The following is a 15,675-nucleotide window of genomic DNA, read 5'->3' on the forward strand; positions in this document are numbered from 1 at the left end:
GCCAAGATCATTGAATAATTTGTGATTTTGCATCGAATAGATGCTTGATCTTTGATGTGCGGGCGGATATAAGCCGCCCGCACACCCCATCACCCGGATGGGGAAGCATCGGAAACAAAATTGGTTACCAACTGTTTCTGATGAGATTATAGGAGTGTAGCTCAGTTGGTAGAGCATCGGTCTCCAAAACCGAGGGCCGTGGGTTCGAGTCCCTCCGCTCCTGCCATTTTTTCCGGGCAGAATTTAATAAGCATTTGAAACGGTATATACCCGACAATGGCTAAAACGTCACCGGCACAATTCGTACAACAGGTCCGCCAGGAAGCCCGCAAGGTCAGCTGGCCGACCCGCAAGGAAACGACAGTATCGACCCTCATGGTGTTTATCATGGTGGCCTTTGCGTCTGTTTTCTTTTTTGTCGTTGATCAGCTTCTTGCCTTTGGCGTCAAGTTGATTTTTGGTGTCGGGGGCTGATATGGCTGAACATCGCTGGTACGTGCTGCACGTCCATTCCGGTTTTGAAAAAAAGGTCGCCCAGTCGATTCGCGAACAGTCCGTTAAAAAAGGGCTCGAAGGCGAAATCGCAGAAGTGCTGGTTCCGACCGAAGAAATCGTTGAAATGCGTCGCGGCAGCAAGATTAATGCCGAACGTAAGTTCTTCCCGGGTTACGTGCTTTTGAAAATGCAGCTGACTGACGAAAGCTGGCATCTGGTTAAAAATACCGCCAAGGTTACCGACTTTCTGGGTAGTCGCGGCAAGCCAATGCCGATTTCGGAAAAAGAAGCCCAGCATATTCTGCATCAGGTGCAAGAAGGCGTTGATCGTCCGAAATCCACCGTCAGCTTTGAAGTTGGCGAAGAAGTTCGGGTTTCTGATGGTCCGTTTGCGACTTTTGCCGGTGTGGTTGAAGGAGTCGACGAAGAACGGTCGCGCCTTAAGGTGTCGGTGTCGATCTTTGGTCGTTCAACCCCGGTCGAGCTGGAATATACCCAGGTCGAAAAAGTCTGATCGATCTTTTAAAAAGTTTCCGGCTGTGTCATGCAGCCGGTTTTTCGAGCGCGGGAGGCCAGCCATGGCCGGACCGCGCGCTTCTGTAAGAGGTACATAAAATGGCCAAAAAGATTACAGGCTATATCAAGCTGCAGATTGCTGCTGGTAAAGCCAACCCGTCACCGCCTGTTGGCCCGGCTCTGGGTCAGCGCGGTGTGAACATCATGGAATTCTGCAAGGCGTTCAATGCTGCAACCCAGCAGCTCGAACCCGGTATGCCGATTCCGGTTGTGATTACCGTTTACGGTGACCGTTCTTTCAGCTTCATCACCAAAACCCCGCCGGCCTCATACTTCCTGCGTAAAGCAGCTGGTATTGCCAAGGGTTCGGGCACCACTGGCAAAGGTTTTGTCGGCAAGGTGACCAAAGCCCAGGTGCAGGAAATTGCCGAAGCCAAGATGGCTGACCTCAATGCGGTCAACATCGAAGGCGCAATGGCAATGATCGAAGGTTCGGCCCGTGCGATGGGTCTCGAGGTTGTGGAGTAAGACGATGGCCAAAACTGGTAAGCGCCTTGCCCTGGCCTATGAGGGTGTTGATCGTACCAAACAGTACGAACTTGCTGCTGCTATCAAGCTTGTTAAAGATGGTGCAAAAGCAAAATTCGACGAAACTGTTGAAATTGCAATGAATTTGGGCGTTGACCCGCGTCACGCAGACCAGATGGTCCGTGGTGTTGTGTCCTTGCCGCATGGTACCGGTAAAACCATGCGCGTCGCTGTTTTTGCCAAAGACGCAAAAGCAGAAGAAGCGCTTAAAGCCGGTGCTGATACCGTTGGTTCTGACGACCTTCTGGCGGCAATGCAGGGCGGTGATCTGAATTACGATCGCGTTATTGCAACCCCGGACATGATGGCATTTGTTGGCCGTCTTGGTAAGGTTCTCGGCCCGCGCGGCCTGATGCCGAACCCGAAACTGGGTACCGTGACCATGGATGTTGCCAAGGCTGTTGCCGACGCAAAAGCCGGTCAGGTTCAGTTCCGCGCTGAAAAGAACGGTCTGGTCCACGCTGGCGTGGGCAAGGCATCTTTCAGCGAAGAGCAGCTGGTTGAAAACGTCAAGGCATTCGTTTCGGCGATTGTCAAGGCGAAGCCGGCCGGTGCCAAGGGCGTCTACTTGCAGCGCGCTGCTGTCAGCTCCACCATGGGTGCTGGCGTGAAGGTTTCGATCGCGGATATCGCATCGAACTAAAAGAATTTAGTTTCCGGTCTGCTTTCGGGTGGGCCGGTTGCCGGAGAGGGGGTTAAACCCCTCTCTACCTGTCTGTCCCAGACTGCAGGTGGGCAACATCTGGTTGCTCTTAATGTCCTGCATAGGCAGAGGTTCCGGTTCTTGAATTTCCCTTCGGGGCTTTTCTAAAGGCTTGAGCATCTGGCAAACGGACGGGCGTCATCGACCGGTTCCTGTGAACCGGTCACGTCTGTGAACCCTTCGGGGTTCAGGGCAAAAAGCAAATGTCGGAGACTGATTGTGAACCGCGATGATAAACAACAGTTCGTAGCAGAAATGCGCGAAGTGTTCGAAGGTGCGGAAGGCGTCATCATTACCCAGTACAAGGGTTTGACTGTCGCTGAAATTACCGCTCTTCGTGCGCAGATGCGTCAAGCTGGTGCGGGCTTCAAGGTCACCAAAAACCGGCTTACGCGACTTGCTCTGGAAGGCACCAAATTTGCTAACCTGGCAGAATACTTTACCGGCCCGACCGCGATCGCCTATTCGGCGGACCCGGCCGCAGCTGCTAAGGTTGCTGCTACCTTTGCCAAGGCAAATGAGAAACTCGTTCTCGTTGCTGGTGGTCTCGGTGAAGTGGTTCTCGATGAACAGGGTGTCAAAGCCCTTGCAGAACTGCCGTCGATCGACGAACTGCGTGCAAAACTGGTTGGCATGATCCAGACCCCGGCACAGCGTATCGCTACGCTGACTTCCAAGCCGGCGGCCCAGATCGCACAGGTGCTGAAGGCATACGCCGAAAAAGGCGAAGCCGCGTAACCCTCTTTTTCCTTATTACTACCAAGTTCAAGCCTAGGAGTTATCAAAATGGCCGATCTTAAGGCACTCGTCGAAGAGCTCTCAAAGCTCACCGTTATCGAAGCTGCTGAACTTTCCAAGCTTCTCGAAGAAGAATGGGGCGTTTCTGCTGCTGCTCCGGTTGCTGTTGCTGCTGCCGGTGGCGCAGTTGCTGAAGCCGCTGAAGAAAAAACCGAATTTGACGTTATCCTGGCATCTGCTGGCGATAAGAAAATCAACGTCATTAAAGAAGTTCGCGCAATCACCGGTCTTGGTCTGAAAGAAGCCAAAGACCTGGTCGAAGGCGCACCGAAAGCGGTCAAAGAAGGCGCGTCGAAAGACGAAGCCGAGACCATCAAGAAGAAGCTTGAAGAAGCTGGCGCAACCGTCGAACTCAAGTAATCGACGGCTTTTGCCAAAGTTTGGGTCGGCGTTCCTACGGGACGCCGACCTATCCGTCTCTGCGGAAAATATTTTTGACGGCCGCAGGGCGCGAAAGGGAAATTTAACGGTTGACGCTGCCAAAGGTAATCATACATAGTGCAAGACTGTTTTTGCCAAGGGTTATCTTTGGCGGCGTCGACAGCCGAGGGATCAGTGATCTCTATTCATGTTGGATGTCAAATAACATCCGCGGTCATATTTAAGTAACGCCCGCCCCGTACGGGGCTCGGGCGTCGTTGTGCTGTATGCTTTTTATTTAAGGCCCACGCAACGACGACGGGTTCGGACGGTGTGGGGAGGCGCGATTAAAGGAACGATGATGGATAAGTCCTTTACTGGTCGAAAGCGCATTCGCAAGAGCTTTGGACGGATCAGCGAAGTCGCTCCGCTCCCGAACCTTATAGAGGTTCAGAAGAATTCTTACGTGAAGTTTTTGCAAACAGGCATCCCGCGCGAACAGCGCGACGATACCGGCTTGCAGGAAGTCTTCAAAAGCGTCTTTCCGATTAAAGACTTTTCGGAACGAGCGACCCTTGAATTCGTATCATTCGAGCTGGAGCAGCCGAAATACGACACCGAGGAATGCGGCCAGCGCGGCATGACATTTGCCGCGCCTTTGCGCGTTACGCTGCGTTTGGTCGTTTGGGACATCGACGAAGACACCGGTGCGCGTTCAATTCGCGATATCAAGGAGCAGGACGTGTACATGGGCGATATGCCGCTCATGACCGAACACGGCACCTTTATCGTGAATGGCACCGAGCGTGTTATCGTCTCCCAGATGCACCGGTCGCCTGGCGTATTCTTCGACCATGACAAGGGCAAGACCCACAGCTCTGGCAAGTATCTGTTTTCTGCGCGTGTCATCCCGTACCGTGGTTCGTGGCTCGATTTTGAATTCGATGCCAAGGACGTACTGTATGTGCGTATTGACCGTCGCCGTAAGCTGCCGGCAACCACGCTTTTGATGGCGCTGGAAAACGAAGAATCGCAACAGCTTCGCGCCCAGCGCGCCGAAGAAGGCCGTTCTGTCGATCCGTCGGAAATCGAAGGTCTGACCCCGGAAGAAATTCTGAACTATTACTACGATTCGGCTGAATACCGCCGTACGGGTAATGGCTGGGTCACCGATTTTGACGTCGAACGCTATATCGGCCAGAAATTGCTGTTTGATCTTCTTGATGCAGAAAGTGGTGAAGTCGTCGCTGCTGCCGGTACCAAGATCACCAAGCGTTCAGCCGCCAAAATCGTTGAACAGGGTGTCAAACAGATCCTGGTGCCTGAAGAACAGCTTAACGGCTGGTATATGGCCGAAGATCTGATCGATGACGAGACCGGTGAAATTCGGACCGAAGCGGGTCATGAACTGACAGAAGGTGTGTTTGAACAGCTTAAGGAATGGGGTGTAGACACCGTTCGCCTGCTGCTGATCGATCACAACAATGTCGGTGCCTATCTGCGCAACACGGTCGCGCTGGATAAAAACAGCAACCGTGAAGAAGCACTGGTTGATATTTACCGTGTTATGCGCCCGGGCGAGCCGCCGACGATCGAAGGTGCCGAGGCCATGTTCAAGGGCCTGTTCTTTGATGCGGAACGCTATGATCTTTCGGCCGTTGGCCGTGTTAAGATGAATGCGCGCCTTAATCTGGAATGCCCGGATACGGTTCGTGTCCTGCGCCGCGAAGACATCCTTGAAGTTGTTCGTGTTCTGATCGACCTTAAAGACGGTCGTGGCGAAATCGACGACATCGACCATCTTGGCAACCGTCGTGTTCGTTCTGTTGGCGAACTGATGGAAAACCAGTTCCGCGTTGGTCTGTTGCGTATGGAACGTGCGATCCGCGAGCGTATGAGCTCGGTCGAGATCGATAACGTCATGCCGCATGACCTGATCAATGCCAAGCCGGTTGCGGCTGCTGTTCGTGAATTTTTCGGCTCCTCGCAGCTGTCGCAGTTCATGGACCAGACCAACCCGCTGTCGGAAATTACCCACAAGCGTCGTCTTTCGGCCCTTGGGCCGGGTGGTTTGACCCGTGAGCGTGCCGGCTTTGAAGTTCGTGACGTGCATCCGACCCACTATGGTCGTATCTGCCCGGTCGAAACCCCGGAAGGTCCGAACATTGGTCTGATCAACTCGCTGGCGACCTTTGCCCGTGTCAACCAGTACGGCTTTATCGAGAGCCCGTATCGTAAGGTTGTTGACGGCACAGTGACCCCGGAAGTGATCTATCTTTCAGCAATCGAGGAAGGGCGGTATGTTATCGCTCAGGCCAACGAACCGCTGACCGATGATTTCCGTTTTGCCAACGAACTGATCAATACCCGTAAAGCGGGTGACCATCTGATGGCGCGCGAAGAAGAAATCGACCTGATGGACGTTTCGCCAAAACAGCTGGTTTCTGTGGCTTCGGCCCTGATCCCGTTCCTGGAAAACGATGACGCCAACCGCGCTCTGATGGGCTCGAACATGCAGCGTCAGGCGGTTCCGTTGATCCGCTCTGAAGCACCGTATGTCGGGACCGGTATGGAAGTTCCGGTGGCACGTGATTCGGGGGCTACCCTGATTGCGCGCCGTGACGGTGTTGTTGAATCGGTTGACGCCACCCGTATGGTGATCCGTGCTACTGGCGACATTGCCGCCTCTGAATCGGGCGTCGATATTTACACCTTGCGTAAATATCAGCGGTCGAACCAGGGCAGCTGCATCAACCAGAAGCCGCTGGTCAAGGTTGGTGATGCTGTTGAAAAGGGCGATATCATCTCTGACGGTCCTTGCACCGACATGGGTGAGCTGGCCCTTGGCCGGAACGTGCTGGTCGCGTTTATGCCGTGGAATGGTTACAACTTCGAAGACTCGATCCTGCTTTCAGAACGTATTGCCCGTGATGACGTCTATACCTCGATCCATATCGAGGAATTTGAAGTCATGGCCCGTGATACCAAGCTGGGCCAGGAAGAAATCACCCGTGATATTCCCAACGTCGGTGAAGAAGCCCTGAAAAACCTCGACGAGGCAGGGATTGTTTACATCGGTGCGGAAATCAAGCCGGGCGATATTCTGGTTGGTAAGGTGACGCCGAAGGGTGAAAGCCCGATGACGCCGGAAGAAAAACTTCTGCGTGCCATCTTCGGTGAAAAAGCTTCGGATGTTCGTGATACGTCGCTGCGTGTACCGCCGGGACAGTTCGGGACCATCGTGGAAGTTCGTGTCTTCTCTCGCCGCGGCGTTGACAAGGACGAACGTGCCTTGGCGATCGAACGTTCGGAAATTGAACGTCTGGCACTTGACCGTGACGACGAACGCTCGATCCTAGAACGCAACTTCTATGGCCGTTTGAAAAACCTGCTGCTGGGTCAGACCATCGTTGATGGTCCGAAAAGCCTGGTCGGCACGATTACCGAAAACAGCCTTGCCGGTGTGGCCCGTGGCCTGTGGCGTCAGATCGCTGTGGGTGACGACAATGTCATGTCCGACATCGAAGCCCTGAAGAAACAGTTCGAAGAATCGATCAAGGTTCTTCAGGCCCGTTTCGACGACAAGGTTGACAAACTTCAGGCTGGCGACGAGCTGCCGCCGGGCGTTATGAAGATGGTCAAGGTTTTCGTGGCGGTTAAGCGTAAAATGCAGCCGGGCGATAAAATGGCCGGTCGTCATGGTAACAAGGGTGTTGTGTCGCGCATCATGCCGATGGAAGACATGCCGCACCTTGAAGACGGGACTCCGGTTGACATCGTGCTGAACCCGTTGGGTGTTCCGTCGCGTATGAACGTTGGCCAGATCCTTGAAACGCACCTTGGCTGGGCATCGCGTGGCCTTGGCGAGCAGATCGGCAACATGGTTGACGGTGTTCTCGACGAGCGCACCTCGATGGAAGACCTGCGTGGCAAGCTGAACGAAGTCTATGAAGACGAATCATATGTCACCGGCATCAAGGAATTGAGCGACGGTGAAGTGATCGAGCTTGGTAACAATCTGCGTCGCGGTGTGCCGATGGCAACGCCGGTGTTTGACGGGGCGCGTGAACCTGATGTGGTTCGCATGCTTGAGAAGGCAGGTCTTGACGGTTCTGGCCAGGTCGATCTTTACGATGGCCGTACCGGCGAGAAATTCCATCGCAAGGTGACTGTTGGCTACATCTACATGCTGAAGCTGCACCACCTTGTTGACGACAAGATCCATGCCCGTTCCATTGGGCCGTACTCGCTTGTTACCCAGCAGCCGCTGGGTGGTAAGGCGCAGTTCGGTGGCCAGCGTTTCGGGGAAATGGAAGTGTGGGCGCTTGAAGCATACGGCGCTGCATACACCTTGCAGGAAATGCTGACTGTCAAGTCGGATGACGTTTCAGGCCGTACCAAGGTCTATGAAGCAATTGTTCGCGGCGAAGACACTTTTGAAGCCGGTATCCCGGAATCCTTTAACGTTCTTGTTAAGGAACTTCGGTCACTTGGTCTCAATGTCGAGCTTGAGCAGGAAGACTACTAAAATCAGGGCGGGCGAAGCGTGCTTCGTCCGCCATTGCATCTTTCGGCCTGAAATTGGCGAAACCCGGCGCGGCCGGGCATAGCGGGAGAGCCTTTATGAACGAGTTGATGAAGATCTTCGGGCAGCCCCAGGGCACCCAAAGCTTCGATCAGATCCGCATTCAGATCGCCAGCCCGGAGCGTATTCGCTCCTGGTCTTTTGGTGAAATCAAGAAGCCGGAGACCATCAACTACCGGACTTTCAAGCCGGAGCGCGACGGTCTGTTCTGTGCGCGCATTTTTGGTCCGGTTAAGGATTACGAATGCTTGTGCGGTAAGTACAAGCGGATGAAATATCGCGGTATTATCTGCGAAAAATGCGGCGTTGAAGTAACGCTGGCCAAAGTGCGTCGTGAACGCATGGGGCATATTGAACTGGCAGCACCTGTTGCGCATATCTGGTTCATGAAATCCCTGCCGAGCCGCCTTGGCCTGCTGCTTGACATGATGCTCAAGGATCTTGAGCGCATTCTGTATTTTGAAAACTATGTCGTTATCGAGCCGGGTCTGACCCCGCTCAAGATGGGTGAGCTTCTGAGCGAAGACCAGTTCACCACGGCACAGGAAGAATACGGCGAAGACAGTTTCCGTGCCGGTATTGGCGCAGAAGCGATTCGTGACATGCTTGCTGCGATTGATCTTGAAGACGAATATGAAGTCGCCAAGATCGACCTCAAGGAAACCAATTCGGAAGCCAAGCGTAAAAAGCTGGTCAAGCGTTTGAAGCTGATCGAGGCTTTCCGTGATTCGGGTGCCCGTCCCGAGTGGATGATCCTGGAAGTTATTCCGGTCATTCCGCCAGAATTGCGCCCGCTGGTTCCGCTTGATGGCGGTCGTTTCGCAACGTCGGATCTTAACGATCTGTATCGTCGCGTGATCAACCGTAACAACCGTTTGAAACGCCTGATCGAACTGCGTGCGCCCGATATCATCGTGCGTAACGAAAAGCGTATGCTTCAGGAATCGGTTGATGCGCTGTTTGACAACGGTCGTCGTGGCCGCCCGATTACGGGTGCCAACAAGCGGCCGTTGAAATCGATGTCTGACATGCTTAAGGGCAAGCAGGGTCGTTTCCGTCAGAACCTTTTGGGTAAACGCGTCGACTATTCCGGTCGTTCCGTTATTACCGTGGGTCCGAGCCTGAAACTGCACCAGTGCGGCCTGCCAAAGAAAATGGCGCTCGAACTGTTCAAGCCATTCGTTTATGCGAAACTTGAACTGTACGGCATGGCGACCACGATCAAGGCTGCAAAGCGTATGGTCGAAAAAGAACGCCCGGAAGTCTGGGATATCCTGGAACAGGTTATCCGCGAACATCCGGTGATGCTCAACCGTGCGCCGACATTGCACCGTTTGGGGATCCAGGCGTTCGAACCGACACTGATCGAAGGTAAGGCCATTCAGCTTCATCCGCTGGTATGTACTGCTTTTAACGCTGACTTCGACGGCGACCAGATGGCCGTTCACGTGCCGCTGTCGCTTGAAGCCCAGCTTGAAGCCCGTACCCTGATGATGTCGACCAACAATATTCTGTCACCGGCATCGGGTCGTCCGATTATCGTGCCGTCGCAGGATATCGTGCTGGGGCTGTACTATATCTCGATGGATGGTGAAGGCGAGCCGGGCGAGGGGATGTCATTTGTTGATATCGCCGAGATCGAGCAGGCACTGGATTCAGGCGCTGTTGGCCTGCATTCCAAGGTCAATGCCCGTTATCATACCGTTGATGCCAATAACGAACCGATCACGGTTCGGGTGCAGACGACTGCCGGTCGTATGCTGCTGTCGGAACTGTTGCCGCGTCATCCGCGCATTCCGTTCTCGACCATCAACAAACTTCTGACCAAAAAAGACATCTCGAACGTTATCGATATTGTCTATCGTCACTGCGGTCAGAAAGAGACGGTTATCTTTGCTGACCGTTTGATGGGCCTTGGCTTTAACTGGGCGTGCCGTGCGGGCATTTCCTTTGGTAAGGATGACATGGTCATTCCTGATGCCAAGGAACCGCTGGTCAATACGACCCACGAAAAGGTCAAGGAATACGAACAGCAGTATCAGGACGGCCTGATCACCCGTGGTGAGAAATACAACAAGGTCGTTGACGCCTGGTCGCAATGTACAGATGACGTTTCCGAAGCCATGATGAAGGGCATTTCGGCAACCAAAGCTGGCAACCAGATCAACTCGGTTTACATGATGGCGCACTCCGGTGCCCGTGGTTCTGCCGCCCAGATGCGTCAGCTGGCTGCCATGCGCGGCCTGATGGCAAAGCCGGATGGCTCGATCATTGAAACGCCGATCATTTCGAACTTTAAAGAAGGCCTGACCGTGCAGGAGTACTTCAACTCCACTCACGGTGCGCGTAAGGGTCTTGCCGATACGGCATTGAAAACGGCTAACTCCGGTTACCTGACCCGTCGTCTCGTTGACGTGGCCCAGGATTCGATCATTACCCAGCACGATTGCGGCACCGAACGGGGCCTTGATATTGCAGCAGTGGTTGATTCCGGCGAAGTCATCGAAACCCTGTCGGATCGTATCCTTGGCCGTTACACCGCCGATGCCATTGTCGACCCGGCAACGGGCGAGGAAATTGTTGGCAAAAACGAAATGGTTGTCGAAGACCATCTCGATGTGATCGAAAAGGCCGGTGTTGAAGCCGCCCGTATTCGTTCGGTGCTGACATGTGATGCCGAAACCGGTGTGTGTGGCCATTGTTATGGTCGTGACCTGGCACGCGGAACCACGGTGAATATCGGTGAAGCTGTCGGTGTTATTGCCGCACAGTCGATCGGTGAACCGGGTACCCAGCTGACCATGCGTACGTTCCACATTGGTGGTGCCGCGCAGCGTGGTGCGGAAGTGTCCGGCGTTGAAGCCAACTTCGATTCTACCGTCAAGATCAAGAATTACGCTGTTGTGAATAACTCCAAGGGCGTGAACATTGTGATGGCGCGTAACATGGAAATCCTGCTGATCGACAAGAATGGTCGTGAACGCGCGAAATTCCGTGTGCCTTATGGTGCGAAGTTGCTGACCGAAGACGGGGCGCAGATCACGCGCGGCCAGAAACTGGCTGAATGGGATCCGTACACCCTGCCGATCATCACCGAAAAAGAAGGTTACGTGAACTATGTCGACCTGATCGAAGGGACGACCATTCGCGAAATCTACGACGAAGCCACCGGTATTGGCGCCAAGACAGTCATCGACTGGAAGAGCCAGCCCAAGGCATCGGACCTTAAGCCGCGCGTTACCCTGCGTAACGAAAGTGGCGAGGTCATCAACCTCGATAACGGTCTTGAAGCCCGTTACTTCCTGTCGGTTGATGCGATTTTGTCGGTTGAAAACGGTCAGAAGGTTAACGCTGGTGACGTGCTGGCACGTATTCCGCGTGAAGGTTCGAAAACCCGTGACATCACCGGTGGTCTGCCGCGTGTTGCCGAGTTGTTCGAAGCCCGCAAGCCGAAAGAACACGCGATTATTGCTGACATTCAGGGTCGCGTCGAATTTGGCAAGGATTACAAGAACAAACGTCGCGTTATCCTGCACCCGCATGAAGATGCCGGTCTGGAACCTGTTGAATATCTGATCCCGAAGGGCAAACACCTTGCCGTTCAGGAAGGGGATTTCGTCGAACGTGGCGATCTTCTGATGGATGGTTCACCGGTTCCGCACGATATCCTTCGGGTTATGGGCGTTCCGGCACTGGCCGACTATCTGGTAAATGAAATCCAGGAAGTTTACCGGTTGCAGGGCGTTAAGATCAACGACAAGCACATCGAGGTCATTGTTCGTCAGATGCTGCAAAAAGTGGAAATCACCAAACCGGGTGATACGACACTTCTTGTTGGCGAAATTGTCGACCGTGTTGACTTTGATGCTGAAAACGATAAAGCCGCACGTGAAGGTGGCGAAATGGCAGAAGCATCGCCGGTCCTCCAGGGGATCACGAAGGCTTCGTTGCAGACCCATTCCTTCATCTCGGCTGCGTCGTTCCAGGAAACCACTCGCGTTCTGACCGAAGCTGCTGTGTCGGGTAAAACCGATACGCTGATCGGCCTGAAAGAAAACGTGATTGTGGGTCGTTTGATCCCGGCAGGGACAGGGGCGGTGATGAACCGTTTCCGTGCACTTGCTACCGAACGCGATCGTGTGATCCAGCTCGAAGCCGAAGGCGAAGAAATTGGCGACAACTTTGGACCGCAGAGCGGTTCCGAGTCCCCAAGTCTTCCTGCAGGTGAGTAAGGTTTTCACGCAAGGTTGTTAAAGAATCAGAGACGAACCGGGAATTTTTTATCGACGCCCCGGTTCGTTTCGGCGTTTGAAGCGCCAACTCGATGGCTCCAAGGGTTTTGCTTGACGCGATATGGGCCCGTCACTAGTATGCGCCCACCGAATCTAGGGGGGAGTTTCTTGTGTCGGTGCCGATAAAGGTTCCGGGCGGAAACGTCCCTCCGTCGCATCAAGCGACTTTACGGTCGTCGAGGCAGGTTTATTCCTGCTTTTTGGGCGTCCGCGATGTTTTTGCCGGTTTGGCAAAAGCAAAGCGGTCGCTCGTCGTGCGTCGATAGAGCTACGCCCAAGTGGCGTCCGTTAAGGCAAAAGGGAAAGTTAATGCCTACAATTAACCAGTTGATCCGCAAGTCGCGGTCACCGCGCTCTCAGCGCGATATGGTGCCTGCACTGGAAGCATGCCCGCAAAAGCGCGGCGTGTGCACCCGTGTTTACACCACGACTCCGAAGAAGCCGAACTCGGCTCTTCGTAAGGTTGCTCGTGTCCGTTTGACCAACGGCTACGAAGTAACCAGCTACATTCCGGGTGAAGGCCATAACCTGCAAGAACACTCAGTCGTCATGATTCGTGGCGGCCGCGTAAAGGATTTGCCGGGTGTGCGTTACCACATCATTCGCGGTACCCTCGATACACAGGGTGTTAAAGACCGTAAGCAGCGTCGTTCGAAATACGGCGCGAAGCGTCCGAAATAAGGAGCGCATTGAATGTCTCGTCGTCACGCTGCTGAGAAGCGCGAAGTATTACCTGACGCCAAATATGGCGATAAGGTTTTGACCAAATTCATGAATGGTCTGATGCTCGATGGTAAAAAATCGGCTGCAGAAAAGATCGTTTATGGTGCATTTGACATCATGGAATCCAAAGGCGGCGATCCCGTTGCCCAGTTCCATGACGCCATGGACAACGTGAAACCGAACGTCGAAGTTCGCTCGCGTCGTGTTGGTGGTGCGACCTATCAGGTTCCTGTTGAAGTTCGTACTGAACGTCGCCAGGCACTTGCCATTCGCTGGCTGGTGGATGCGGCGCGCAAGCGTTCCGAAACCACCATGATTGGTCGTCTCGCCGGTGAATTGATGGATGCTGCCAACAACCGTGGCACAGCTGTCAAAAAACGCGAAGACACCCATCGTATGGCCGAAGCCAATAAGGCTTTCGCTCATTATCGCTGGTAACCCAGACCCAAAGATCAAGAGTCGATTATGGTACAACGTACTCCGATCTCTCGGTATCGCAATATCGGCATCATGGCGCACATTGATGCCGGTAAAACCACGACAACCGAGCGAATTCTATTCTACACCGGCAAGTCCTACAAAATCGGCGAAGTCCATGACGGCGCCGCTACGATGGACTGGATGGAACAGGAACAGGAACGCGGCATTACGATTACGTCTGCTGCGACGACCTGCTTCTGGAAAGATCACCGTGTCAACATCATCGACACGCCCGGCCACGTTGACTTCACGATTGAAGTTGAACGTTCGCTGCGTGTGCTCGATGGTGCATGTGCGGTTTTTGACGCCGTTTCCGGCGTTGAACCCCAGACCGAAACCGTTTGGCGTCAGGCTGACAAATACCACGTCCCGCGGATGTGCTTTGTTAACAAGATGGACCGTACCGGCGCGGATTTCTTCCGTTGCGTCGAAATGATGAAGGAACGTCTTGGTGCCAACACGGCTGTGTTGCAGTTGCCGATTGGTTCCGAAGCAGAATTCGAAGGTGTTGTCGATCTGGTCATGAACAAGGAAATCGTCTGGAAAGACGAATCCCTTGGTGCCGAGTTTGAATATCGCGATATTCGCGAGTCCCTGGTTGACCAGGCCGCTGAATACCGTGAAGCACTGATCGAGTCGGCTGTTGAATTCGACGAAGCTGCGATGGAAGCGTATCTGGAAGGTGACTTGCCTTCTGAAGAAACGCTGAAAGCATGTATCCGTAAGGGTACGCTTGCCAGCCAGCTGGTTCCGGTTCTTCTGGGTACGGCTTTCAAGAACAAGGGTGTTCAGCCGCTGCTCGACGCCGTTCTTGATTACATGCCGGCTCCGGATGACCTCACTGACGTGCGCGGCGTTAAGCCGAACACCGAAGATGAGCCCGATTCACGTCCGCTGACCGACGAAGCACCGTTCTCGGCGCTTGCTTTCAAGATCATGAGCGATCCGTTTGTGGGGTCTTTGACCTTCATCCGTATCTATTCGGGTGTTCTGGAAGCCGGTTCCTACGTTCTGAACTCTGTCAAAGAGAAGAAAGAACGTATCGGTCGTATGTTGCTTATGCATTCAAACAACCGTGAAGAAATCAAATACGCTTGCTCGGGCGATATCGTGGCACTGGTTGGTATGAAAGATACCACCACTGGTGACACGCTGTGTGACACGGCCAAGCCGATCATTCTTGAACGGATGGAATTCCCCGATCCCGTTATCGAAATTGCTGTTGAGCCGAAAACCAAGGCTGACCAGGAAAAGATGGGTCTGGCACTTGCTCGTCTCGCACAGGAAGATCCGTCTTTCCGTGTCAAGACCGACCATGAATCAGGTCAGACCATCATTTCGGGCATGGGCGAACTGCATCTCGACATCATCGTCGACCGTATGAAACGTGAGTTCAAGGTCGAAGCAAACGTTGGTGCGCCGCAGGTTGCCTATCGCGAAACCATTTCGCAGCAGGTCGATATCGACTACACCCACAAGAAGCAGTCTGGTGGTTCGGGTCAGTTCGCCCGCATCAAATTGACCTTCACGCCGGGTGAACCGGGTAGCGGGTACTCCTTCAAAGACACCGTCGTTGGCGGTAACGTTCCGAAGGAATACATCCCGGGTGTTGCCAAGGGTCTCGAAAGCTCATTGCCGAATGGCGTGATCGCCGGGTTCCCGGTTACCGATTTCTCCATCACCCTGACCGACGGCGCCTACCATGACGTCGACTCCAGTGTGATGGCATTTGAAATTGCTGCTCGTGCTGCCTTCCGTGAAGGTCTCGCAAAAGCTCGTCCGAAGCTTCTCGAGCCGATCATGAAGGTCGAGGCAGTGACGCCTGAAGAATATATGGGCGACATCATTGGCGATCTGAACAGCCGTCGTGGCCAGGTTCGTGACATGGACTCTCGCGGTATCGCGCGTGTCGTTACGGCTTTTGTCCCGCTGGCAAACATGTTCGGTTATGTCAATACGTTGCGTTCCATGTCCCAGGGTCGTGCCCAGTTCGTGATGCAGTTTGATCATTACGCCGACGTGCCGCAGGCTGTCGCGGACGAAGTCCGTGCCAAGTCTGCCGGTTAAGGCGAAGCTAGGAATAAACGGAGTTAAAAATGGCTAAAGAAAAATTTGCGCGTACAAAACCGCACGTT

General features: G+C 53.9%; 11 protein-coding genes and 1 tRNA gene. All 12 read left to right on the forward strand.

The genetic code is table 11. The features are described from left to right. Window positions 1-150 precede the first annotated feature (150 nt). The 12 genes from THS27_RS24415 (at window position 151) to fusA (ending at window position 15,607) form a co-directional block, all read left to right on the forward strand. Window positions 151-226 (forward strand) — tRNA-Trp (locus tag THS27_RS24415). 50 nt (window positions 227-276) lie between these two features. Beyond that, entirely contained in the window at window positions 277-474 is a 198-nt protein-coding gene (gene secE / locus THS27_RS24420; RefSeq protein ID WP_085595375.1) for a preprotein translocase subunit SecE, read from the forward strand. Between the two features lies 1 nt (window position 475). After that, window positions 476-1,009 carry a transcription termination/antitermination protein NusG gene (gene nusG / locus THS27_RS24425; RefSeq protein ID WP_085595377.1) on the forward strand — a complete coding sequence of 178 codons (534 nt, stop codon included), beginning with the start codon at window positions 476-478 and terminating at the stop codon, window positions 1,007-1,009. 101 nt (window positions 1,010-1,110) lie between these two features. Then, entirely contained in the window at window positions 1,111-1,539 is a 429-nt protein-coding gene (gene rplK, locus THS27_RS24430) for a 50S ribosomal protein L11 (protein WP_085595379.1), read from the forward strand. 4 nt (window positions 1,540-1,543) lie between these two features. Continuing rightward, on the forward strand, window positions 1,544-2,242 hold the full coding sequence (gene rplA, locus THS27_RS24435; protein WP_085595381.1) for a 50S ribosomal protein L1: 699 nt from the start codon (window positions 1,544-1,546) through the stop codon (window positions 2,240-2,242). A gap of 279 nt (window positions 2,243-2,521) precedes the next feature. Continuing rightward, the gene (gene rplJ, locus THS27_RS24440; RefSeq protein ID WP_085595383.1) at window positions 2,522-3,040 is read left to right on the forward strand and encodes a 50S ribosomal protein L10; all 519 of its coding nucleotides are present in this window, start codon (window positions 2,522-2,524) and stop codon (window positions 3,038-3,040) included. Window positions 3,041-3,088: 48 nt separating this feature from the next. Next, window positions 3,089-3,460, forward strand: a complete 372-nt coding sequence (rplL, locus tag THS27_RS24445) for a 50S ribosomal protein L7/L12 (protein ID WP_085595385.1) — start codon at window positions 3,089-3,091, stop codon at window positions 3,458-3,460. A 361-nt stretch (window positions 3,461-3,821) separates the two neighbouring features. Beyond that, window positions 3,822-7,988 carry a DNA-directed RNA polymerase subunit beta gene (gene rpoB, locus THS27_RS24450; protein WP_085595387.1) on the forward strand — a complete coding sequence of 1,389 codons (4,167 nt, stop codon included), beginning with the start codon at window positions 3,822-3,824 and terminating at the stop codon, window positions 7,986-7,988. Window positions 7,989-8,083: 95 nt separating this feature from the next. Continuing rightward, window positions 8,084-12,277 (forward strand): DNA-directed RNA polymerase subunit beta', encoded by a 4,194-nt coding sequence (gene rpoC, locus THS27_RS24455; protein ID WP_085595389.1) that lies wholly within the window; start codon window positions 8,084-8,086, stop codon window positions 12,275-12,277. A 369-nt stretch (window positions 12,278-12,646) separates the two neighbouring features. Then, on the forward strand, window positions 12,647-13,018 hold the full coding sequence (gene rpsL / locus THS27_RS24460) for a 30S ribosomal protein S12 (RefSeq protein ID WP_073957450.1): 372 nt from the start codon (window positions 12,647-12,649) through the stop codon (window positions 13,016-13,018). 12 nt (window positions 13,019-13,030) lie between these two features. Beyond that, complete coding sequence (gene rpsG, locus THS27_RS24465) at window positions 13,031-13,498, forward strand: 30S ribosomal protein S7 (protein WP_085595391.1); 468 nt, start codon at window positions 13,031-13,033, stop codon at window positions 13,496-13,498. A 27-nt stretch (window positions 13,499-13,525) separates the two neighbouring features. After that, on the forward strand, window positions 13,526-15,607 hold the full coding sequence (fusA, locus tag THS27_RS24470) for an elongation factor G (RefSeq protein WP_085595393.1): 2,082 nt from the start codon (window positions 13,526-13,528) through the stop codon (window positions 15,605-15,607). The last annotated feature ends 68 nt before the right edge of the window (window positions 15,608-15,675 follow it).

It is taken from the genome of Thalassospira sp. MCCC 1A01428, assembly GCF_002115825.1.
In the GTDB taxonomy this organism is placed as follows: Bacteria; Pseudomonadota; Alphaproteobacteria; order Rhodospirillales; family Thalassospiraceae; genus Thalassospira.